Origin of the sequence: Aureimonas sp. Leaf324, from assembly GCF_001423245.1 — a bacterium.
GTDB lineage: Bacteria > Pseudomonadota > Alphaproteobacteria > Rhizobiales > Rhizobiaceae > Aureimonas.
In genome coordinates, this window is record NZ_LMOH01000012.1 from 147,177 (window position 1) to 170,003 (window position 22,827).

Below are 22,827 nucleotides of genomic sequence, written 5' to 3' on the forward strand. Positions count from 1 at the left end.
CGTCCGTACATTCGATGGGCGGAATGGTAGCGAGGTCGATCCGCGAGGCCCGCCCCTACCGGAAGCGACCTGCGGACCCTCACATCTCGTCCGCCGACTGATCGGGTGCGGTTCGATAGCGCTCGAGGGTTGCTCGATCTTCGCCGCCGACGAGTTCGTCGTCGAGAAGTTCGGCTACTCGTCGGTCCATCGCATCGACGTCGAGGATTGTACCGAGCGATCGATTGTTCCGATGGAAGCTTCGTCGGGCAACGCGATCGCCCAGGGAGCCGAACATTCCCATGGCATACGACCAAGACTCCTGGACGGCGCCCCGAGCGAGAGACACCACGAAGCCTTCGGCTTCGAGGCGTCGGCTCGTCCAAGCCCGCACCTCGTCGCTGTCGGTGCGGTCGCGCCATCGGTAGAGCAGACTGACGATATTGGGGTGCGCCTCGAGACTGCCGTCGACGGTCGCTCCCCTAAGTCGATCGCGTGAGAGTTCCAACAGCCAATCCGTGGTCTCGTCGTCGACCACGTTCTCTATGCCGCGATCTCGTTCCGTTCCGCGAGCGTTCCTGACGGCACCGTAGCCACTCGACAACGTCGCGAGCCACTCCAACGCCGCCGCCGGCGCGGCATCGCGAACGAGACCGGAGCGCTGCTCGACGGGCATGCGGTCGATAAGTAGCGCTCTCGTCAACCTGTAGAGTCGGATCTCGTTCGTCTCGTGGGATAGGAATCCCCTGGCTACGTTCTGCTCGACGTTCAGATCGTCGGCGGCGGCGAAGATCTCCCGCAGGAGACCGGGAACATCCTCGTCGCGCACGTCGCTGGCTCTGTCGATCAGTTCCGCGATCAGGAGCGCGGTGCGGGTTCCCCCTCGTATGCCTCGTTGATCAAGCCCGGCTCGGAGCCGCGCCGCCGTCGCGCCGGGAGTCCCGACCCCGTCCACGAGCGCCTGGCTCTCCGCCATGGAGATCGCACCGTCGGGGATGGCGAACGTGAAGTAGGTCGAGAAATGCTCCGGCGAGCAGACCAGACGATCTCGCCTGCTCTCGTTCCACCCGTCGTGCCAGAGGTTTCCCCAGACTGCATCCAGGCGTGGAAAGAGGCGACGGAGCGCGTGCTCGACGAACGTGCGGTCGGCCCCGGGAACGATGTCCAGGAAGATGGCATCGTAACGCCGCCTAGTCTCCTCCTGGTTCCGGTCCCTTTCCGAGTGGCGGCCTACGAGCATGGGACCATTCGATCGTATGGTCCGATACACCTCCGGACGAAAGAGGCGCAGGGCTTCCAACGCAAGGAAGTCGGCGCGGTCGACGTCGCTTCCCACCGCTGGCCAGGTGACCTCGATGGCATTGCCGAGTCGCACCGCGTCGCGGGGCGTCCGTAGGACGGGTGATACGATATCGTGGAACAGGTTCACGAACCGCGTGTGCTTGTCGTCGGGCGGCCCGCCCATGACCTTCTCCACGGTGCGGACGATCTGCCGATCCAACGTCTCCGAACTTGGCAGAGGTAGGTCGAACGCGCCCTGTACCACCTTCTCCAGGTAGCTCGCTCCCTCCGAGGGGAACCGCTCGGCGACCATCTTGTCGGCCAAGGTCCTGTCGTAGGCCAGGAGGTAGACGACGTTCGGCAGCCGGCCTGCCGACTTCACGAGCTTGAAGACCTGAAGCGCCTCGTCCGTACCCAACCGATCGATGTCGTCGAGGACGACCAAGTAGCGCGTCCCGGAGTTGCGCAAGGCATCCGACAGCTTCCGATGTTCCTTCTCGACCGTCGTGTCGAGGCGCGACATCCATTCGAGGAGGTTGGCACCGCCGGCGACGGCGGCCCCCGCGGCCGGTGTCGCCGCGATCGACGCGAGTCCGCCCAGGAACGGCCCAGCGGCCGAGAGCCGACTTCCCACTTTGGCCAGTGCCTCCCTCGCCTGACGATCCAGTGATTTCCCCACGGTAACGCCGAGTTCGGCGAAGAAGGCCATCGTCAGGGACTCGGGTGTAGAGAACCACCAGGGATTGAAGGCCGCGACGGATATGCGGCCCTCACGAACGTCGTCGCCTAGATGATGCAGGACCAAGTTGACGGCACTGCTCTTTCCCGCACCCCACACGCCGTTGATCGCATAGACCAGGCCTGCCGATGCATCTGCTCTCGCGATGCTTCTCGCGATCGCCCTCGCGAAGGGATCGATGCCGACCTCGTCCTGCTTGGGATGCAGGATGGGGGAGTCGCTGTTGAAGTTCGTGGGCAGATCGCCCTCGTCGCTCGGGCTGGCGCCCTCCCCGGCGGTTCCCGAATCCTCGCTCGAACTGAAGCCATGGCTTCGAGAAGGGAGACGGGCCAGAAGGCGTCGGATCGTTTCGATCATGCGATGCTCCGCCCAGTCGAGCTTCACCGATAGCCAAGCCATGACGCCCTCCGATCGATCATGACCGCCCGGAACCGGAGGCCGACCCGCGGCAAGCTCTCGCAGTGGTCATCGACCCCAGCATATCGGGGCGACACGCGCCGATGCGACCCTGCCCTGGTGTATGCGGAGCATCCAGTATCCTGACGGGATAGGTGGACTTCAAGCCCTCGACGACGGGATATGCGCGCTCGCAGGTCCGAGATGCACGCTCGATCGCCGGCAGCGTTCAGCTCTTGGCGACGTCGTGCATGACACCTTGTACGGGGAGTAAATATACACATATGCTTTCTCGAAAACGGGTTTCGAGGAAAGCTTGGTTCCATGCCGCGAAGTTCGCCTGCCATCGCTGTGATGCCCGAGGCGGTAATGTCGTCTCTCGTACTTTTCGGCGCGCATCTCAGGACGGCGCGGCAGCGCCGCGACGAAAGTCTCAGGACCATGGCGGCGAGGATCGGTACGTCGATCCCCACCCTCCGTCGGATGGAAGCGGGAGACCCGAAGGTCGCGATCGGGGTGTACGCCACGGCGCTGTGGATCTTCGGCAAGGCGTCCACGCTCGGCGATATCCTCGAACCGGCCTCGGACGAATACGCGACCATGCTGGACGTCGATCGGGCAGATCGAAGGAGGGCTAGGCGGTGAGCGATTTCAGGGGCAGCGAACTGTCGGTCTGGTACCTCGGCGGCGAGAATCGTCGACTGGTCGGCCAGGTGCGCCTCGATGCCGGAAACCGGCGGTGCCTCCTCGACCTTTCGGACGAGTGGCTGCGGACGGGCTTCGAGCTGTCACCTGATCTGACATTGGATCACCGCACGCATGCGCCACGCGGTGACATGGTCGCGCCTGGAGCGATCGAGGACGCCATGCCCGACCGATGGGGCGAGCGGATGATCCGCGTGGTCTCCAGGCCGCCACGCATGACACCGCTCGACAAGCTCTGGTACGCGGGCGATCGCAGGTTCGGCGCCCTGGGCGTATCCATGAGCGCCGACGAGTACGTTCCCTACGAGACGCCGGCGCTGATGACCCTCGAGTCCCTTGCGGTTGCCGAGGCGTTGATCGCTCGCGTGATGGATAGGGAACCGCTGACCGAACGCGAGAGGCAGCTGGTCGCCAGCGCTGGAACCATGGGTGGCGCGCACCCGAAGCTGTTGATCGCGAACGATGACGACGAATGGATCGCCAAGTTTCCACGCGGCAGCAACGTGGATCAGCTCCTGATCGAGCACGCGTGCATGGAACTGGCTCGGCATGCCGGCATCGACGTGGCTGACTCGTTCGTTCTACCCGGAGGAGTCGACCACGTCTTGCTCGTCCGTCGCTTCGACAGAAGAGGTGGACGGCGTGTCCACGGCGTATCGGCCCGGACGATGCTGATCGCGGAAGGCGACGACAGCTACGCCGCCATGGCTGGCGTGATCAGGCGGTTCGCGCCTGCGGATCGCATGGACGGGATGCGACGAGAACTGTTCCGTCGGATGGTCTTCAACGTGCTGATCGACAACACGGACGACCACACCAAGAACCATGCGTTCCTGCGAACCGACTCCGGACATTGGGAGTTGTCGCCCGCGTATGACATCCCCACGCAGATGAACGGCTTGGGTATACAGGCGATCCAGTTCTCGCCCACCCCATCCATGTTGAACCGCTTCGACGTCGACCATGCGGTCGCGGCCTCGCGTCACTTCGGTCTCACGCCGGAGGAAGCAAGGCAGGAATGGAATCACGTAGCTGGCTGGGTGAACCAGTGGCGGCCGGTCTTCGCAGCCTGTGGCGTGCGCGACCACGATCTGAACTACCTCGCCGACTTCCTCGATTCCGGCGAGTTGCTCGATCACCGGCGAGATGCGATCTTGGCAGAGTTCGAACCAGGCATCGAGACCGGACGGACGATCGGAGACAAGGAGCCGGGTCTCGCACCAGGCTAGGGCGGCGCACCTCGGAGGGCGGCCGAGAACGGCCACCACGACCGTTCTCGAGAGGTGGTACCCGCGTTCATCCACGATCCACCCCGTGTCCTCGCTCGGAGCGATCGCGCGTGCGCTGGCTGCGCATCGTACTGTGCCACGGGCTGGCGAGGTCGACGCCTCGGCATCCTCGAGGAGGACCACTCAGCGAGCAGGAGGCACGAACCCCTTGCGATCGCCATCCGCTCCGTTCGGACCGGCGAACCATTCGTAATGCGTGGCGTCCTGCACCGCGACCGGCGGCTCCTTGTTCTCGACGACGATGATCTGGAGGTCCCGGCTCGTCTTCGGTATCGACGACCAGAACCCATCTTCCAGACCGGGGTCCAGACTATCGGATGCCTCCACGTCCCTGCCTCGCTTGTAGGAAGTCAGGGGGGAGTCGATGATCACGAACCCCGGATGCGGGCGCTTGTTCTGCGCGCAATAGCGGAGAAGCCCGACGACGAAGGCCGAGTAGAGAAGCGCTCGAACACCCTTGCCGTGCGACTGACGCGCCTGACCGTCGACGACGATGTCGTATGTCTGCTGATCGAACTCGACACGGGGCTCCTCCGAGGGCCAGCCCCACTCCTTGAGCGTAGCCTCCACCTGGCGGCAGAACGCCAGCAGGGCCGCCGACGGCAGCGGCTCCCATTCCTTGGCCCTAGGTCGTCCGTCCCTTGCGGCGTCCTCGATCTCCTGCCGAAGCTGGACGAGGTTGTCGAACTGGTCCAGGTCGTTGCGCGTCGCCTCGAGCCGCAGCCGTCTCTCGGAGAGCGCGTCGAGCCGGTCGACGTCCCCCTTTAGCCTCGGTGCGAGATCGGATCGGAGCCTGCCCTCGATCTCCTCCAACCTGGTGGCGCACTCGTCGACCGTGGCGACATGTACCGCCCGCCGGCCTTCGAGATCCGAGATCGCGGCCTGGAGGTCGGTCCGCTGTGCCAGGATCTTCGCCGCTTCGGACTTGGCCGCGTCGTAGATTCCCGAGCTCCTCTCCTCGGCGACATGGCGATGGTCGGCCGTCATCGGCTGATCGCAGAGCGGACAGGTCACCTCCTGCAGCTGGTCGAAGTACTGGGCGCCCTCCGCGACGAAATCCAGTCTCTTCAGATCCGAGTCGTACCGCTGCTGGAGGAGACCGTATCGGACCCGCAACTCGTCGATGGCGATGATCTGAGAGTTCGCGTGATCCAGGCTCTCGGCGGCCGTAGACCGTTCCGACTGCAATTCCTCGCGCTCCAGCTCCATGGTCTGGAGCCGCATTCGCGTCGTCTCCATCGCCGCTTCGAGCTTTTCCACGGAGTCCAGCGACTCGTCCCGGCGAACGCCTTCCAACCGCTTCTCCAACGGGGCCATCAGTTCCTCGATGACACCCAGCTTCGCGGCGAGGCGGGCCTTCACGATCTCGCGCTTCTCCTCCGCGACGACCCCCGAATCGTCCTTCCCGGTCAGGAGGAACGAGAACATCCGCTTGCGCATGGTGTCCCCGAACCCGGTCTCTCCGAGCACGGGCGACTGCTCGGCGATGACGGAGATCTCGTCGACGACGAAGATCGGGAACAGGTTTCGGACGGTGAGCCGTTGGACCTTCCCCTGGCTGTTCGTCCTGAGGCGGGCCTCGGGAATACCTGCGAACGGGAAGATCACCGAGGTGACGTCGTCGCTCTGCGACGTGCCACGACGTCTTGGGGCGATCGTCCGGTTCGAACCGGAAGCCCGTTCGATCGGGAGATCGTAGACCTCGAGGTTACCGCCTGAGAGATCCCGCCTCAAGGTCAACGCCTCTCCGGTGCCATTACCGAATTCGACGAAGAGGGTCGAATACGGCTCGGCCTCGGGGACGCGCTTGCGCATGATATCCGAGCCCAGGATGTAGTCGAGGCAGTGAAGTACGAAGCTCTTGCCGGTATCCGATGCGCCGGCGAGGATGTTGCCTCCGACATCGAAGCGAACCTCGGCGTCGTCCACGGAGGATCCGCGAAGCAGGATGCGGCGGACGTGCATCATCGTCAGAGAACCAACTTCTCGAGGGATCCGACACGATTGAACTCGGCGCCCCACTTCCCGATACGCTCCGACATGAAGTCGTCGAGGGCGCGATCGTCGAGCTCCCCGAACGTGGCGATCGTCCACCGTGCCCGTATGGCCAGCTGTCTCGCGTAGTCGCTCGCGAGCAGGGCTAGGAACGCGGCGGTGAGGGCGTTCGAGGCGTAGGTGATGCCGCTGTGGTCGAAGCGCTTGTCGATCAGCTCACGCGAGAACATGCGGTCGAGCCCCATGCTCAGCGCTTCGCGCTTCACAAGCAGCTCCCCCCCGCGGAACGGCACGGCGGGATGCAGGCTCTCGGGGCCATCCGCATCGCCGGAATGAACCAGGAGATAGTCGAACGAGACGAGGCGTTGAAGGTCGGCGCTCCGTCCCTCGTTGGCGTTGAGGATGAACAACATCCTCAGTCCATGCTCGAGCGGGGAGTTGAAGATGCGTCCCTCGCGCCTCGGTGAGGCGGATGCGGGCGTCATCGATCGATCCATTCGACGATACCGTCGTTGGCGAGCTGATGACACATCCCCTCACGGTCGTTGGCCATGACGTGAGGGTTGAGCATGTGCCCGGTCAGCTGCAGGCTCTGCGCCGCCTGTACCGTCGCTCCCAGACGTGCGAGGCCGTTGGCCGCCGGTCCCGTGTAGGTGAAGTAGAGACCGTCGGCGAACTCCTGCAGGAGGGTGTCGAAGAAGGCCTCGTCGAGCATGCTGTCGCGAGCGAGCTCCCGGAGATTCTCCGCGCAGTAGAACGTGAGACGCGATCGCCGGAACAGGGCGGCCTCCTTCGGGAACGGCTGCAGTGCCACCTCGTCTACGACGGGCTCGCCGACGGCCTCTCCGATGGCCTCCAACAGTCGGCCGACGTAGACGGTCTCGGTCGGGGCGACGGCCGATGGCGGAACTTTCGGAACGACGCGCTCGATCAACGGCAGGCCGAACACCGTGTGGTGGTAGTTCGTCTGGGCATGCTCCTGCAGCAGCTCGAGCGGCTGCTTCGCCCTGAAGATCGAGAAGTCGAACTTCCTGACATGCTCCTCGAGCGACGGCTCCAGGATCACCTCGTCCTTCATGATCTCGTACCGACAGCGCTTGTCCCAGTCGGCGACGATCCTCCTCGCCATGCCGGCAGGATCGTCGAGGGTATCCTGGAGGTCCGACGTCACGCCCAAGTGAGTCACGAACCAGTATTCAGACGGCGCTCGGTAATCGCCTCGATAGGTGTAGAACAGGACCTTGGCGATCTCGGCCGCCGCCGAACCCCAGCCGAGCCGAGTCTGGTAGTGCTTGCATTGATAGAGGCTCCAGCGCCGCGGGTCGGCTGCTGTCGGATCGAGCCACACGACGACGTCGCGGCCCTTGTCTCCGGACCCGCCGCGTTGCTGGACCTGATCGACGCCTGGCACCTTCCGTGCCAGGTACCCCGTGGCCCATTCCAGCGTGAAACGCTCGAAGTCGAGCGGGCTGAATTGAGCGAGGCGGTCGAGCGGTTTCACGGGCAACCCGACGCCCAGGCCCAGGAGGCGAGCATTCGCGTTCGGCCAAGGCGACGGACGATCGATATCCGTCGTAGATGCTGGATCGATATTCATGACGACGCTGCACTCGTTGCCTTCGTCGTAGCATCAAACCCGACCTGCCGGAAAGCGATAAGGGCCGTCGCCGCATGACGCCATCTCATTGGGAGAACGGCTGCGGACGCACCTTTTGATCTGCGGTCGGAGCGCCTTTGACCCAAGCACCCGGCCCGTCGTTTAGGTATGGCGTGTCGCGGGCGTCCGAGGCTCGTCGCGACCCGAAAGGTCTTCCGGATCGACCCGCTCATACTCCTGTATCGCCGCGTTCCGCGCGTCGCGCAACTCGTCGAACATGAGTTCCCTATGCTGCGCATAGATCTCAGGCGACGCCTTCTTGGCTCTCACGGCAGTCTCGCCGATGACCTCGATGCATCGTACCGTCGCATCGACAGCCATCGAATTCCGCGAAAGTTCCGCGATATCCTGATCACCGACGTATCTGATCGCACGTTCGGCATAGTGCAGCGCCTCGTGCACCGACCACTGGAACCTGGCTTGATCGGACCTCACGGTAGCGTTCCGAGATCGGATCGGATCTCCCGCTCCACCTGGGGTTTCAGTGCGGTGTCGAAGACAAGGTCGACGCGCCAGCCCAATACTTCCGCGACCTCCCGCCGGAGACGAGCAATCGTTCCGGAGCTCATCGGCGCCGATTTCGTCACGAGCAGATCGATGTCGCTGTCGACGGTATCCTCACCTCTCGACACGGAGCCGAAGAATCACGGGTTCGTTACGCCATATCGAGCGAGGACAGCGAGCAACGCTTGCTTGTTGTCCCGTAGCGCATCCGACGGGTGTATCGGCATGTCGACTATCCTCAACGATGCCTCTCTGTACCAGTGATCGCATACGTAGGCTTCGGCTTGTTCGGAATCAAACGATACGCCGTATCGCCAGCAGTTCCGAAGCCCGCTCCACCCGAGCGGGACACACGATCTGGCATCGATCTTCATGAAGATCGGATCGCGGTTTCGCTGGACACCTAAACCGAAGCCTCCGGGATCGGTGGAGCACGTCAGCCCAACGCAAGGCCCGGAGGAAGTCCTCCGAGAAGCTTTGCCCCGCCGAAGATGACGTATTGTAGAGAAGGTCCGCCTGAGCAGTCGCCGTTCGACGTACATGGGCTTGGCTTCCACGAAGCCTCAAAACCCGAAAGCTTCGTCAAACGTCGCCTTGGATCCGACCCCGAGTCGCCACCGACCCGCTAGAGCCTATGCCTCGACGTCGAGCCGCGCTACCGGGAAGCCGAGTGCACGAGAATTCGGGCGATCTGATCGCGAATGGCGACGGAACCGCTTGCGCTCAAGAGCTGGACCCGGTCGCCCCCCAATCTGCCTAGTCTCTCCCTAGCCGTCTTCGAGAACCCCTTCTTGCTCACCAGGATGATCTCGTCGGCCTTCCTGGCATCGAAGTACCTACGCAGCAGTCTGCGATCTATCGAGTCACCGTCGAGCTTCGCCTCCACGAGGTAGGTTCTGCCGTTCGCCCGCAGCACGAAGTCAGCCTGGTGTGCTCCCTCAAGCTCCTCCACCGTCGTCACCTCGTCGGAAGTCCGTTGCAGATCCCGGATCGCGGCCAGCACTTGCTTCTCGAAGTCCAGGTACTCGGACAACGCCATGCGGAGCTCGGCCTCGTCGCCGCCTCGCAGATATTCGGTCCTACCGTTCGGCAGCTTGATCCTGACTGGCCAACGCCTTCGCAGCCAGCCGTGCCGAAAGAGGTATCCGAGGAGCGGAAACGTCGCGACCGCCAAGGCGCCGGTCGCCAGCGGTACGGCCAAGACCTCCAGGAACGGGCTTCCGACGACGTCGGGGAACGAGAAGCTCATTTCCACTCCTTGGCGTAGGTCAAGGCAACGCTGATGACATATAGCGCAACGCCTATGCAGATGTGGATCGGAATTCCGTGGAACGCGACGGCAGGATTCTTGAGGGAGTAGGACACCGCCACACCCCACGCCGCCATGAAGATCACCAGCATGATGAACACGAAGTAGACTAAACCTTGATCGTCGTAGGTCGCTCCTGGCCCCCCGCCGCCGGACGGCGCGATCGTGCGGGTCCTCACCCTCAGAAGAGGAACTAGAAACGACAATCCTGCAACGCAGAACGTCGGGCCGATGAAGTCGATCAGGTTTTGTCCAAGCAGGTATCTACACACCCTCCATGAGGACAAGCAGCAGAGGGAAGACGCCGACCGTAAGCTTGTACAAGTGAAGGCTCGAACGTTGTGGGACGCAGATCGGACGATCGACGCCGGCCCCCCGGACGGGCGGTTTGGGGTCGTGTCGTGGCGGATAGCATCGATCGTCGCGCTTAAGGTTTCCCTAGCTCGGCGCACGATGTGGATACCGATACGGCACGATATGCGCCGACGAGCGATCGAAGCGCGAGTTCCGACACGATTACTCGGACTTCGCCGTGGGACCGGGGGGGTCTCGGCATGATCCGTGGACGCGGCTCCATCGTCTTCGTGAGCGAAGATCATGCGTACCGTCGGCAGGCCTTGCCGAAGCCCCCCCCCTACGTCCGTTCTCGGACGTCAATATCCTCAGAGGCCGTTCGAACACCATCGGCGAACGTCGGGTCAAATTATTTCATCAACCGAGGGTCATAAATGCAACCCAAGGTTGTCACACTAACAGCGAGCAATCCGATGAAATAAGGATCGGTAGCATTTTAATAAAACAGAAACGTACGGTTAACCATACTTTCCGCCGCAAGGTGACTTGCGGAGTTTTTCCACCGTTATATTATTCGTCCTGAGACATAAGTCTCGGACCATTCATTAGCAAAACGGCGGTCATCGCGGTGCTCGTAACATCGCGACGACCTGGCCACCATCGAGCTGTCTGGAGCATCGACTATGGTTAGCATCAATTATAGTTCCCCGCAGGGGGACCGCAACGTCGTGCGCCCGCATCGCGGGAGCATGGTTAACGTCGCGGACTTCCTGTCGGCCGGTCAGGCCGCCCTGCTCGAGCGCATCCCCGAGACCGGGGACATTCTGGACCTGGACGCGGCCGTCGCGATCCTGGCGCGCACCGAGCCGCACGCCTATGGGGCGCTGGTGACGTTGATGAACAAGGGCATCGTCTCCGCGGACTTCGTCGACACCTCCTACGTCGATCCCGAGATCGTCATCCGCAGGCTCTGAGCCCGACGGAATTGCGCCGGGACCGGTATCTCCGGCCCGTCTGACCCAAGTTCTCGCCGAGCCTCGCGTAGGCCGAAGGATCCTCATGTTTTCCCGTACCACCACCCCGCCGGATGCACTGCATCCCGGCGACCGCCCCCGCACGCCCGCTAACGCCCCGTGCGTCGTCCACCTCGATTCCGCCGTGGCCGTCGGCGCCGCGATCCGGGCGGCCCGTCGCTCCGCCGACGCGCAGACCCGCGCCGCGATCCGTACCTCGCTCGTCGGCTTCGCGACCGCCGGCTGCCCCGCCGCCGCGCTGGTTCTCGCCTGGTTCGATCGCGACGGCGCGATCTGCGACGACGCGTCCACGGGAGGCGTCGATGGCCGCTAGGCGCTCGGCTCCCACCGCCCTCACCTCCTTCGACGATCTGCGCGTCGACTTCGGCCCGGAGGAGTGCCCCCTGACCGTCGAGGAACAGCGCGAGGCGGCCATCGGCTTCCTCGCGCCCAGCCGCTTCGCGATCCACCGCGAGTTCGTCCGCAGCTTCTCCGACGCGCAGATCGACCGCATTCGCCAGGATTCGCCGCTCGTGATCGTCGTGACGACGCCGATCGACGGCGGCCTCCTCGAGCCCCCGTTGCGCTGTTCCATCGACTGGCTGCTGGCGGGCGACGAGGTGGACCGGAAGGTCGTCTTCGTTCACCTCTCCGGTGATCCCTTGATCGACGGACAGCTGAACGCGGAGGCGCTGCTTACGCACATCGCGAAGGGCCGTGTCCTGATCGTCACGACGACCGGAGACGCGGCGTTCTCGTTCCCGCCCTTAGTCGACTTGTCGATTACGCTCTCGTTGCCCGGTTCGGATGCCCTGCGCGACACGTTCACCCGCCGTTACGGCTCGGTCGACATCGGGGGCGATATTCCGTCGTGGCCTCCCACTCTCACCCATGCGACTTTCGACGTAGCCTGCGCCAAGGGCGTTTCTGCCTCGGAAGCCTGGGCGCTCGCGATGGATCTGATGTGCATCGAGAAGCCGGGGCCGGAGGAACCAGGGGCGAAGGCGGCGGCGACGGCGCTGCCCCCTCGACCGCTGGAGGAGCTTCGCGGTTACGGCTCGGCCATGTCATGGGCGACCGATCTCGTCAGAGACGTCGCCGATTTCAGGGCTGGTCGCATCGCCTGGACCGACGTTTCGCCCGGCGCGCTCATGGTCGGCCCGCCCGGTACGGGCAAGTCGACCTTCGCGGGATCGGTCGCGGCGAGCGCTTCCCTTCATCTTGTGTCGACGTCGTTCTCCGCTTGGCAGAGCTCCGGCTCCGGACATCTCGGGGACGTCACCAAGTCCATCCAGTCGGCGTTCGCCGAGGCCCGCCGTTCGGCACCCTCGCTGGTCTTCATCGACGAGTTGGGCAGCCTTCCCGCCCGAGGCACCGAGGGGCGATACGACGCCTACTGGTCGACGGTCGTCGACTGCCTACTGGCGGAGTTGGATGGCGGTGACGCTCGTGCTGGCTTCACCGTGCTCGCGGCGTGCAACGACGCGACCCGCCTCGATCCCGCCTTGCTACGATCCGGACGTCTCGAGCAGCGCCTCGTGATCGGACTCCCCGATGCATCGGATCTCGCCGCGATCCTGGCGCAGCACCTCGGCGGCGCGCTCTCGTCCGCCGAGCTGACGCCGATCGCGCAGATCCTGGCGGGGTCGGCTAGCGGCGCCGATGCGGCCGCCGTCGCTCGCGAGGCGCGTCGCTCGGCCAGACGCCAAGGGCGCGCTGTGACGCTGGCGGACGTCGAGCTGGCCGCCCTTCCCGTCGACGACCTGTCGGATGAGGTACGGCGCCGTATCGCGGTCCACGAGTCCGGACACTTGGTCGTCGCGCTGGCCTGCGGCTCCGTGCCGTCGTCGATGTCGGCCGGGGTGGCGGGAACCGGGCCGAAGGTCCTGCTCGGGCGTCCGGGAGGACCAATCCCGCTCGCATCCGACCTGGACGCGCATATCGTCGTCCTCCTAGCCGGTCGAGCCGCCGAGATGCTTGTCCTCGGCTGTTCGAGCACCGGCTCCGGTGGAGGCGACGACAGCGACCTGGCTGCCGCGACCGATGTGGCTGGACGCATGATCGGCCGCCTCGGCTTCTGCGGCACGCTCGCCTACGAGCCGTCGGTGGAGCGCGCCCGGATCGAACCAATTCTCCAGGCCGCGGCCGGTAGGGCGCACGCGTTGCTCATCCGTCACCGCGACGCGCTCGATGCCTTCGTGACGGCCCTGCTCGCCCGGCGCCACCTCGATCGCGCCGCCATCCTCGAGATCGCGTCGGGCTTCGGGCTGCCGGCCTCCTCCGCGCAGGAGGCCGGCCGATGAGCCGCGACGATTTCGAGCGCGACCTGCCGAGCCCCCGTGCGCTCGACCGCACGCAGGAGGCCGCTGCCTCTTTCGGCATCTCCGGTCCCGGCCCGCACATCGCGGGGCCGTTGATGGTCCTGGGCGGGCCCGGCACCGGAAAGAAGACCGTCCTCGTCGGTCGCATCGAGCGCCTCGTCGTGGCCCGCGCCGACCCCGCCCGCTTCCTCGTGGTCGTGCCCTCGCCGGATGCAGCGCTGCAGCTGACGACGTGGATCCGCGCTGCGGTGCCGGCGATCGCCTCCGATCAGGTCATGACCTTTCACTCGCTCGCCTTGCGGATCCTGCGCTCGCACGCGCGTCGCCTCGGTCTCTCTCCGGATTTCGCGATCCTCGATAGGACGGACGCGATCGCCGTGATGACCCCGGTGCGTGACGGCATGTCAGAGGCCACCTCGGAGCCGCCGCTTCCGCCCGCCGACCTTTGCCTCGACATCTTGTCGGAGGCCACGGCGAGATCGGTAGACCTGGGCGGGCTACTCGCGGCGTATCCGACGGGCCTGCTGCCGACGGAAACTCGCTTCGACGCCCTCTTCGATCGCTATCGTGAGGAGAAGGGGCGCCAACACTCGCTCGATGTCGACGACCTCCTCACCCGCCTCGCGAGTGCACTCACGGATCCGGACTTCGCGGAACTCGTCTCCTCGTGCTGGGATCATGTCCTCGTCTCCGGCTACGAGGACCTGTCCCCTCTTCAGGCCACCATCCTTGACGCATTCCGCCCCCACGGGCGCGGCCTGACCGTCTTCGCCGACGACGCCCAGGCGATCGACGTTCACGCCGGCGGGACGGCGCAGATCGCCGCGTTCGCGGGCCGTTACGACCCCGCCGCTACCGTTATGCGGCTGGAGACCTCCTACCGCTGCTCGCCGCCGATCCTGCGGCTCGCGGCGGCCATACTTCGTGATGGTGCGTGCATGCCGCGGCCGCTGGCCGGCTTCCATGCGTGGCCGGAGCCGCGCATCCTTTTCGTGGACGACGACGCCGCGCAGGCGCGGCTCGTGGCGGGTGAGCTCGAGGCGGCTCGGGCGGCTGGCGAGGACCTTTGCCGTCGAGCGATCCTCTACCGATCGCCGGGCGACTCCGTCCTAGTCGAGGCCGAGTTCATTCGACGCCGCATCCCGTATCTCAGGCTGGATGGATCGCCCTGGACCGCCCGAGCTCACGTCCGCGGCTTTCTGTCGATCCTGCGCTATGCGGTGAGCCCGGCGGCTCGTCTGTCGGGGCTGCGCGCCCTGCAGATGATGCCGGGTATCGACCCGACCGCGGCGAAGCGTATCCTCGAGGCCCTAGCCGGTCGCCCCCTTCACGAACTCGACCCGTCTTCGCCGATACTCGTGGGCGCCGACCTTCCCGACCTCGGCGAGTTCGCCGAGAAGCTGGCGACGATCGCCGCGTCGGCCTCGGCGGTGTGGGCCTGCTATGTGGCGGCCGAGTTGTATCGTCCTCTCGCCGAACGCCGCTACGTCGACGCGGACGATCGAATGGCCGATGTCGAGGCGCTCCTGACCGCTTCCGCGACGGTGCCCGAACTCCGTCCCTGGCTGGACGAGCTCGCGATCGACCCCATCGCTCCCGGCAATCCAGTAATGGCGGCACCGGGGCAGGTCACGCTCTCGACGATCCAAATGGCGAGGGATCGGGCGTGGGAAAGCGTCACGGTGTTGTCGTGCACGGAGGGTTCGATCCCGTCGGTTCATGCCGAAAGCGCGGTAGAGTTGGAGCAGGAGCGCCACGCGTTGTACCTGGCGGTCACGAGGGCAGCCGGAAGACTGACCATCCTCGTCCCGCGGTGGAGCAGTGGATCGGGGCGACGCAGGGCGCGACGTGCATCGCGCTTCCTCGAAGGCCACGTCGCGAAGACGACAGTACAGTCGGCGATCCTCGAGGGGACGGATCCGAAGGACGCCATTTCGTCGATCGTTCGGCAGATCCACGCCGGCCGGCATGAAAAGGATGATGGCGGAGGCGGCATCCCCGACTAGGGCGAGCGAGCGACAAGCTCGATTCCTTCAACCTCTTGTAATCGTTGACCAATCACTTCCGACGCTAACGCAGGTCAAATTTCGCTATCGAAAATCAGTACTTCGTTTACCGAAGTTAGCGGTCGATAAGAAACGTTCCACAGAAAATAAATATGGAGAACGGGATTAGCCGTTCCTTCAGCCTTTGGAGCAAAGGCCGCAGGTATCGATCGCGCCTTCTGATCAGCGATACATGCATAAGCCAAGAGGATCTAACAAATCCTTTCAAGCGGATTCAGGCATAGGAATCAATGGCAGCGGCAAAAACCATAAAATGAATCAAGACTAAGTCGAATCAATAAAATTCGAAGTCGAACATTGCGGATATCGAGTCAACATACGCCTCTTGACTTTCGGCCAAGAAGTCCAGCGGCAAAATCGCGGCAATGATTCGTCAATCACTGCTGCCGAAACTATGAGAACGAAACGAGGAAAGGAGACCTTAGGCTTCCAGGGGAACGAAGGGGGTGTGTCGCCACACCCCCTGAAATTCCCGACGGTCGATGTCGCCAAACACGATCCGTCAAACCTGCGGTAAGCGCCGCAGTAGCCGTTGACCAGTACCAACCAGTCGATCGCGGAGTTCGAGCTCCGCCTACTCACTTCGCCATCGGCCAGGTTCGCATCGCGTCCTGGGCCAATCCATCGAGACCGTGACCCGATCCATCACAGATCGCAGCTCGATCCATCGACCACCCGACACTCGCCGATCGCACGTCGATCGTCAAGCTCGGAGTGGGCGATCGGGGCCGGCTGCGCCAACGAAAGCCGACCATGATTAACGCACCCGAACCGTCGAACCTCGGCTTGGAGCCGAGTTCGAGAACCCGAGCCGCCGCTCCTCCGATGGGGCACCTCCCCGCCGCCAAGGAGGGGGAAGATGCGTAGATACATCCGCGCCCCCCGCACCCACCGCCCGCCGCCCGCCGTCTACGGGCCGCCGGCCATGCCCATGCCCATCGTCGTTCCCGACGAGGCCTCCTTCGTCCCCGTCGAGCCGACCAGAGCGGAGCGCAAGTTCTCGATGACGAGCACCGCCTCCCATCGCGGCTCGATCGTCGACGACCGCACCGGGCGGCAGCACGTCTACGAGAGTCGCTTCGAGGAACTCGTCCTCCTCCTGGCCATGGCATCCGAGGACGTCGTCGCGATCGACGAGCAGGTACGGATTGACTGGGTCGACGACGACGGCGAGATCCACGACTACTTCATCGATCTGCGACTGACGTTGAGGAACGGTCGCCGCGTCGGCGTGGCCGTGAAGCCCGCGGACCGGGTGGAGAGCTCCCGCATCGAGGACGTCCATCGCCGCGTCCTGGCACGACACGGAACGAGCGTCGCGGACGCCTTCGAGGTGCGTACCGAGAGGGACATCCATCCGGACGACGTCGCGGATGCGCGCCTCGTCATCCACGCCCGTCGAATGCCGGACCCGATGGCGGACGATAGGCTCGATCGCCTGATCCCATCGCTCGTCGGCTGGTGCCGTCTCTCGGAGCTCGCCGACGCCATCGCGTCCGACGGCATCGGCTTCTGCTCCGTGGTCCGTGCCATCGCCGCCCGCCGCCTCGAGGTGCGGGATGGCGAGCGCATCGCCTCGACCTGCTTCGTCCGCCTCCGCCACTCCTGATCCCCCTCGCAAAGGAGAACTCTCCATGCCGCCTTTCGCCCATTCGCATTCCCCCCGACCGAGCCCGACGACCTGGTCCTTTCCGCCCGGCCACGTCTTCCGGATCGACGGGCACGACTTCGCCCACGTCGCCAGCGATGCACTGATGCTGCGTATGCGATCGCTCGATACGGGGATCGTGCAGACGCTCCCGCAGACTGCGTTCGACAGGCTGGTCGGCGAGGATCGCGTGGACCCCAGGATCCCCGAGAACGATCCCTCCCGTCAGTCTCTGATCATCGACCTCCCCGATGCGCTGACCCTCTCCGACCTGCCGGAGAAGGAACGCAACACGCTCATCGCCTACACCGAGCTGTGCCGACGGGTCGTCGAGAAGCACAAGAAGAAGGAGCTGCCCTATACCCGGACGGCGTTGCGCAAGGCGCTCCCTGCGATCATGGCGGAGGTCAACGACGAACTCAGCCTCGATGCGTCGGCGCGTGCGTACGGCGGCGCGAACAGGTCCTCGAAGGTCGACAAGACGCGCCGACTGGCCGCACGCACGTCCCGGCAGATCCTGGTCGTCCCCGCGCCGTCGACGGTGCTCGGCTACATCGCGATCCTTGAGGCCACGGGCTGGGACCCGATGCAGCTGCGGGATCGTCGGAGCCGTCGTCGCTCCCCAAGGGGTCCCAACCTCGCCGATCCTCGCGCCCTCGAGATCATGACGGCTTGGCGGGACGCCTACCTGGATAGGAGCCGTCCCACGGCGAAGACGCTCTATCGCCTGATGAAGGGTGGACCCGACTTCGAGGGAGCGACCGACATCGTCGGCGGTACGCGGCCGTCTCGTTCCAGGCGTACGCGTCTTCCCCACGAGCGCGTCGCGAAGCTGCCGACGTTCTTCGCCGAGAACGAGCTCCGAGCGAAGACGGGGCTTCCTCCCCTCACCCCGCCCTCGCTGTCGACGTTCGAACGCGACATCCGCAAGTTGCCCGAGTACGACAAGGTTCTTGCCCGTTACGGACCGAGCAAGGCACGACGGGACTTCAAGGTCGCCGGTCGCCATGAACTCGCCATGCGTCCCGGGGAACTCGTCGGCTACGATTCGTGGCGAATCCAGAGCCTGAGCAAGCTTCTGCCGCGCAAGGCATTCGACGGGTTGTCCGCGGACGTTCGCACGGCCGTCGAGAAATTGCGCCTCAGCCTTACCCTCGGCATCGATGCCGCGACGCGGGTCGTGGTCGGAGTTCGCCTCTCGCTCGATCCCAACGCGGATACGACCGTGCGCGCCCTGCGCATGGCGTTCGTGGACAAGACGGAGATCGCGAGGGCGGCGGGTTGCGTATCGACCTGGGCGCACATGTGTTCGGTTAGCACGTTCGCCATGGACGGCGGGCCCGAGAACATCGCGGGCATCGTCCAGGCGGGCATCCGGGACGTAGGATCTCAGGTCGCCTACGGTAAGGCCGGTGTGCCCGACGAGCGCGGCTGGTTGGAGGCTGTGTTCCGCACGACCGACATCCAGCTCTTGCCGCTCTTTCAGGGCAGAACCTTCTCGGGCGTCAACGCCAAGGGGGAAATCAAGCCCGAGCAAGTCGCGAACTTGGTCATTCCCGTCCTGCAGCCTGCGCTGATCCGCTACCTCGTAGACGTCTACAACAACCAACCCCACTCCGGGCTCGGCGGTCGAACGCCGAACGACGCCTGGATCGAGGCATCCCGCCTGTACGGCGTTCAGCCGCCGCCCTCGCGTGCTCGTCTACGTGCCGCGTTCGGCATGACGTTCGAGCGACGCATCCAGAACACCGGGATCTCCCTGGTCGGTCTCGAATTCGCGAACGACGAAGTCGCCGAGATCCGGAGGCTCGTCGGACAGGAGAAGGTTGAGGTCCGCTTGGACGTCGACAACCTCGATGAGATCTCGGCACGCGCCAAGCGTCCCGGTTCCCCCTGGGTGACCGTTCCTTGCCGGACGGCACTCGGCAAGGTCTCGTTGGAGGATTGGTTCGACGCCGCCACGCATATTCGGCGCCAGCACGCAGACGTCTCCGCCCTGAGGGAGTCGGTCGTCCAGACCGCGCTGGCGGACATCCGGAACCTCGGCATCCGCTCCGCACTGGATGCCGGCATCGGACCGTCGACGATGACCCGTGACCAGATCGAGGAGGAAGCCGCGAAGCTCTTCCGCCAGTTCCGCATCGTCCCGGCGGAGGAGCGTGGGCGGACCCTCGATTTCCGGTCGGACGCCGACTCCGTCGATGACATGGCGTCGATCGATGCTGCCGAGGTGCAGGCGCCGACCTCGACGTCCAAGGACGAACCGATGCCCACGACCCGTCGCGGTCGCCGGACCTTCTCGATCAAGACCGGAGACGACGCGTGAGCGAGACCAACAGCGAGCGGGACCGCTTCGTCGCCCGCATCCTCGCGAACCAGAGCCCGAAGCGCCAGGCGCAGACCGCGGCGATGACGGCGATGCGTAAGGTCTATGTTCCCAACAGCAACGACGCCGAGCTGAACGAAGCGATCGACAAGCTTCTCGACTCCGTAGCCGTGGAGTTGAGCCTTCCGCACGAGCGTCTGTCCGGGGACATGACGGAACGGGGCGGACGCGCGCTCCTGGTCGAGGGTCTTGCCGGAGTGGGAAAGTCGGTGACGTCTCAGAAGGTCCTCGAGGCTAGGCCGGAGTTCGCGCCCGACGAGAATGGGCGGTCGACCCTCCTGAGGTTCGTGGCTCCCAGTCCGTTCACTGTTGCGGCTCTCGGAAACATGTTGACGGACAGGCTCGCCTACCGAAGCACCCGGTTCATCCGCGAGAGCAAGGTCTGGCCGATGGTGCATCGCCTATTACCGGAGCAAGGCGTCCGCATCCTGGCGATGGACGAGGCTCAGCACAGCGATCAGATCGAGAAGGCCGATTCCGTCAAGACGATCGAGAACACGTTTAAACGCCTTATGCAGAATTCCGAGTGGCCGGTGTGGTGGATCTTCGTCGGCCTGCCGGAGATCCGGAGGTTCTTCCGCGACGACGACTCCATGCGGCGGCGCGTGACGGTCGTCGAGTTCCAGACGCTGTCGTTCGAGCAGGATGTCCAGGTCGTGAGGGACACGGTCGCCCTGATCCTGCAGGCGGTACCGGGCATCGATGGTTCGGAGCTCTGCACGGACGAGTTCGTCCACAAGCTCATCCACGCCACCTTCGGCGCCTTCGGCATCCTCATCGAGTTCATCCAGGACGCGGTCTGCGAGTGCATCGGCTCGGGCGAGACCACGCTGACGGCGATGCACTTCGCCGATGTCTACGCGGCGAGAACGGGTGCGCCGGACGAGGATAACGTTTTCCTCGCGACCCGCTTCACGATGATCAACGTCGGCAGCGCGCTCTACGTCGACGACGTTGACGACCGTGGCATTCCCACCGGTAAGCGCAAGCCCAAGGAACGCCGCTGATGCTGCCGTTCGAACTCGACGTCGGAGAAGCCGAGACGCCGTCCGACTACCTCTCGCGTCGCTCGGTCCTCGCCTGCAGGGACGAATCCGCGGAGTTCTGCCTGGACTTCGGGCTGGACTTTCAGGGCATCGTCGATGGCGTTCCCGCGGCGATCGAGACGTTGGCGTCGATGGCGGGGATCGAGGCGGCCACCCTGCACGAGAACGCGTTCGTCCGTGTCGGATCGTCCCGGTCGTTCGTTCATCGCGGCGAGAGACTGGGGCGCCACCACTTGATGCGTGACCGGATCCGCGTGTGTCCGAGATGCATGGCCGAGGACCTGGAGCGTTTGGGGTGCCGGCCGGCGGCCCGTCCCCACCGTAGGGCGGCGTGGATCGTCGAGGCGATCCGTTGCTGCGATCTGCATGGGGTCGGTCTCGTCGCGCTTCCCTTCGATCCGGAAACCGATCGCCGCCACGACACGTCTCCTCGGTTTGCGGAAGCGATCCCCCGGCTCCCTCAGCTGCTGGCCAAGTGCCGCGAGCGACCGGTTCGGGCTCTCGAAGGCTACGTCCGTTCTCGTCTGCGCGGGGTCGCCGCTTCCGGCTGGATCGACGCCCTGCCGTTGTACGTCGTGATCGATCTCTCCTTCCTCGTGGGTATCGTCGAGACTCTCGGGCCCGGTATCGGTGGACGCGAGCTGACGGGCAACGAACGCGTTGGTTGCGAGGAGGTGGGCATGGGGATCATCGAGGGTGGCGAAGCGTCGTTCCGAGAGTTCCTCGAACGCCGCCAGCGGAAGTTCCACGATACGAGAACCGCTTGGGGTCCGAAGTCGATGTTCGGGCGCCTCTATGAACGGCTCGCGCACGAGACGGACGATGACGCCTACGAACCTGTGCGAGAGTTGATGATGGATCACATGAACGCATCGCTACCGGTGGGGCCGGCCGATAGGGCCTTTGGCCGCCCCTTCCCGGAGCGAAAGGTCCAGTCGATCTACGAGGCCGCACGCGAGAACCGCCTCCATCCTAAACGGCTCCGCACCTTCCTCGGCGAGGTTGGTCTCATCGACCGGGGTCAGAAGAAGTCGGACGATCGCACGCTGTTCTCCGCGGATCGAGCTGCGCCTCTACTCCGCGGCTTGCGCGACGCCATGGATCTGCAGGGGGTCGCGAAGTATCTTGGCATCCCTCGGCCACACGTGCGACCGCTCATCGAGATGAAGTACGTGAAGGTGATCCCCGAGTCCGAGAGCGACAAATTCCGGACGTGGTCGATCGAGCGGCGTGAGGCGGATGCGTTCATGACGCGTATGCTGGACCAGGCGGATCGGACCATCGCGCTCGATGGGCTCTATCATCTGCCGGCGGCCGCGAAGAGGACGTGCCGCTCCACCGGTGAGATCCTGCAGCTGCTGTTCGGTGGCAAGCTGACGAGAGTTGGCATCGATCCGGACGTGAGAGGATACCTATCCGTCCTCGTAGATCCCGAGGAGATCAAGACGCTGTTGGCGCCGCGAGCCGAAGGGATCGTCACGTTGAGAGCGGTCGAACAAGAGTTGAGAACCTCGACGGTAGTCGTCAAGAAACTGGTCGATCGCGGGCATCTGAGGGCGAGGACGATCGTCAACCCGGTGATGCGACGCCCTCAGACGATCGTCGATCGAGACGAACTCGACCAGTTCAAGCGGAGCTACGTTTCGCTCAATACCTTGGCCGACGATCGCGGACGACACTTCCGTCGTCTCGCAAGAGAACTAAGAGAGGCGGGAATCGCACCGATCGACGATCCAAAAGTTCTCGAGATAACGCTCTACCGACGCATCGACGTGATCTGAGACCGAGCCTGATCTAGCTTTCCAGAAAGCCCCCGTCCGTATCGGACGGGGGCTTTTTCGTGGTCGGCATCGTTTCGATCCATTCGAACCGAAGTATCCGCGTGGGTAATGATAGCCAGCTTATTCGGCCTAACCCTAAGTCTATGCAGATACTCGGTTTTCTGATGGCCGAGTCCGAGATGCAGTGACGCGCAAGGGATGCCGCCGTTTCGGTGCCTCAGCTGACTATGGCTAACAGGTGCCGGCCAAACTCTCCGACCGCCTCTCACGAGGCGGTCGGAAATCTTGAGTGGACCATTTCGTCCTACTCCGAGGAGGCCGCTTGGGCACTCGGGAGGCACGTCGGTCCGAACCGCGCGAAAATCGGCTGCCGTTACCGTTGGTGAGCGATGTCACCGAGCATCCGAGGACAGGCGCT

Annotated in this window: 17 protein-coding genes; 10 read left to right on the forward strand and 7 right to left on the reverse strand. The window is 64.5% G+C overall.

Features of this window, described 5'->3' with window-relative positions:
* Window positions 1-79: 79 nt before the first annotated feature.
* Window positions 80-2,356 carry a P-loop NTPase fold protein gene (locus ASF65_RS08265; RefSeq protein WP_162239467.1) on the reverse strand — a complete coding sequence of 759 codons (2,277 nt, stop codon included), beginning with the start codon at window positions 2,354-2,356 and terminating at the stop codon, window positions 80-82.
* Between the two features lie 363 nt (window positions 2,357-2,719).
* Here ASF65_RS08265 and ASF65_RS08270 point away from each other — a divergent pair, with 363 nt between their 5' ends.
* Both ASF65_RS08270 and ASF65_RS08275 read left to right on the forward strand, forming a co-directional pair.
* The gene (locus tag ASF65_RS08270; protein WP_055887768.1) at window positions 2,720-3,040 is read left to right on the forward strand and encodes a helix-turn-helix transcriptional regulator; all 321 of its coding nucleotides are present in this window, start codon (window positions 2,720-2,722) and stop codon (window positions 3,038-3,040) included.
* Entirely contained in the window at window positions 3,037-4,329 is a 1,293-nt protein-coding gene (locus ASF65_RS08275) for a type II toxin-antitoxin system HipA family toxin (RefSeq protein WP_055887771.1), read from the forward strand. The genes ASF65_RS08270 and ASF65_RS08275 overlap by 4 nt, the downstream gene beginning before the upstream one ends.
* Before the next feature lie 183 nt (window positions 4,330-4,512).
* On the opposite strand, the gene ASF65_RS08280 is transcribed toward ASF65_RS08275, so the two are convergent.
* From ASF65_RS08280 to ASF65_RS08310, 6 genes are all read right to left on the reverse strand, one after another.
* The gene (locus tag ASF65_RS08280) at window positions 4,513-6,318 is read right to left on the reverse strand and encodes a hypothetical protein (RefSeq protein WP_156369217.1); all 1,806 of its coding nucleotides are present in this window, start codon (window positions 6,316-6,318) and stop codon (window positions 4,513-4,515) included.
* 41 nt (window positions 6,319-6,359) lie between these two features.
* Window positions 6,360-6,881 carry an ABC-three component system middle component 2 gene (locus ASF65_RS08285; protein ID WP_348271172.1) on the reverse strand — a complete coding sequence of 174 codons (522 nt, stop codon included), beginning with the start codon at window positions 6,879-6,881 and terminating at the stop codon, window positions 6,360-6,362.
* Entirely contained in the window at window positions 6,866-7,981 is a 1,116-nt protein-coding gene (locus tag ASF65_RS08290) for an ABC-three component system protein (RefSeq protein WP_055887779.1), read from the reverse strand. Before ASF65_RS08290 ends, ASF65_RS08285 begins: the two co-directional genes overlap by 16 nt.
* 162 nt (window positions 7,982-8,143) lie before the next feature.
* Window positions 8,144-8,476, reverse strand: coding sequence for a HepT-like ribonuclease domain-containing protein (locus tag ASF65_RS08295; RefSeq protein WP_055887782.1), 333 nt, complete (start codon window positions 8,474-8,476; stop codon window positions 8,144-8,146).
* A gap of 724 nt (window positions 8,477-9,200) precedes the next feature.
* The gene (locus ASF65_RS08305) at window positions 9,201-9,794 is read right to left on the reverse strand and encodes a restriction endonuclease (protein ID WP_055887788.1); all 594 of its coding nucleotides are present in this window, start codon (window positions 9,792-9,794) and stop codon (window positions 9,201-9,203) included.
* Entirely contained in the window at window positions 9,791-10,126 is a 336-nt protein-coding gene (locus tag ASF65_RS08310; protein WP_055887791.1) for a hypothetical protein, read from the reverse strand. Before ASF65_RS08310 ends, ASF65_RS08305 begins: the two co-directional genes overlap by 4 nt.
* 750 nt (window positions 10,127-10,876) lie before the next feature.
* Here ASF65_RS08310 and ASF65_RS08315 point away from each other — a divergent pair.
* From ASF65_RS08315 to ASF65_RS08350, 8 genes are all read left to right on the forward strand, one after another.
* On the forward strand, window positions 10,877-11,122 hold the full coding sequence (locus ASF65_RS08315) for a hypothetical protein (protein WP_156369220.1): 246 nt from the start codon (window positions 10,877-10,879) through the stop codon (window positions 11,120-11,122).
* 85 nt (window positions 11,123-11,207) lie between these two features.
* A complete protein-coding gene (locus tag ASF65_RS21320; RefSeq protein WP_055887794.1) occupies window positions 11,208-11,495 on the forward strand; it encodes a hypothetical protein in 288 nt (95 codons plus the stop codon).
* Complete coding sequence (locus tag ASF65_RS08325) at window positions 11,485-13,464, forward strand: AAA family ATPase (RefSeq protein ID WP_055887796.1); 1,980 nt, start codon at window positions 11,485-11,487, stop codon at window positions 13,462-13,464. The genes ASF65_RS21320 and ASF65_RS08325 overlap by 11 nt, the downstream gene beginning before the upstream one ends.
* Complete coding sequence (locus ASF65_RS08330) at window positions 13,461-15,488, forward strand: ATP-dependent helicase (RefSeq protein ID WP_055887797.1); 2,028 nt, start codon at window positions 13,461-13,463, stop codon at window positions 15,486-15,488. Before ASF65_RS08325 ends, ASF65_RS08330 begins: the two co-directional genes overlap by 4 nt.
* A gap of 919 nt (window positions 15,489-16,407) precedes the next feature.
* Window positions 16,408-17,157 (forward strand): hypothetical protein, encoded by a 750-nt coding sequence (locus ASF65_RS08335; RefSeq protein WP_055887799.1) that lies wholly within the window; start codon window positions 16,408-16,410, stop codon window positions 17,155-17,157.
* Complete coding sequence (locus tag ASF65_RS08340; RefSeq protein ID WP_156369221.1) at window positions 17,108-19,522, forward strand: hypothetical protein; 2,415 nt, start codon at window positions 17,108-17,110, stop codon at window positions 19,520-19,522. Before ASF65_RS08335 ends, ASF65_RS08340 begins: the two co-directional genes overlap by 50 nt.
* Window positions 19,519-20,589 carry an ATP-binding protein gene (locus tag ASF65_RS08345; RefSeq protein WP_055887805.1) on the forward strand — a complete coding sequence of 357 codons (1,071 nt, stop codon included), beginning with the start codon at window positions 19,519-19,521 and terminating at the stop codon, window positions 20,587-20,589. The genes ASF65_RS08340 and ASF65_RS08345 overlap by 4 nt, the downstream gene beginning before the upstream one ends.
* Entirely contained in the window at window positions 20,589-22,409 is a 1,821-nt protein-coding gene (locus tag ASF65_RS08350) for a TniQ family protein (RefSeq protein ID WP_055887808.1), read from the forward strand. Before ASF65_RS08345 ends, ASF65_RS08350 begins: the two co-directional genes overlap by 1 nt.
* Window positions 22,410-22,827: the final 418 nt, after the last annotated feature.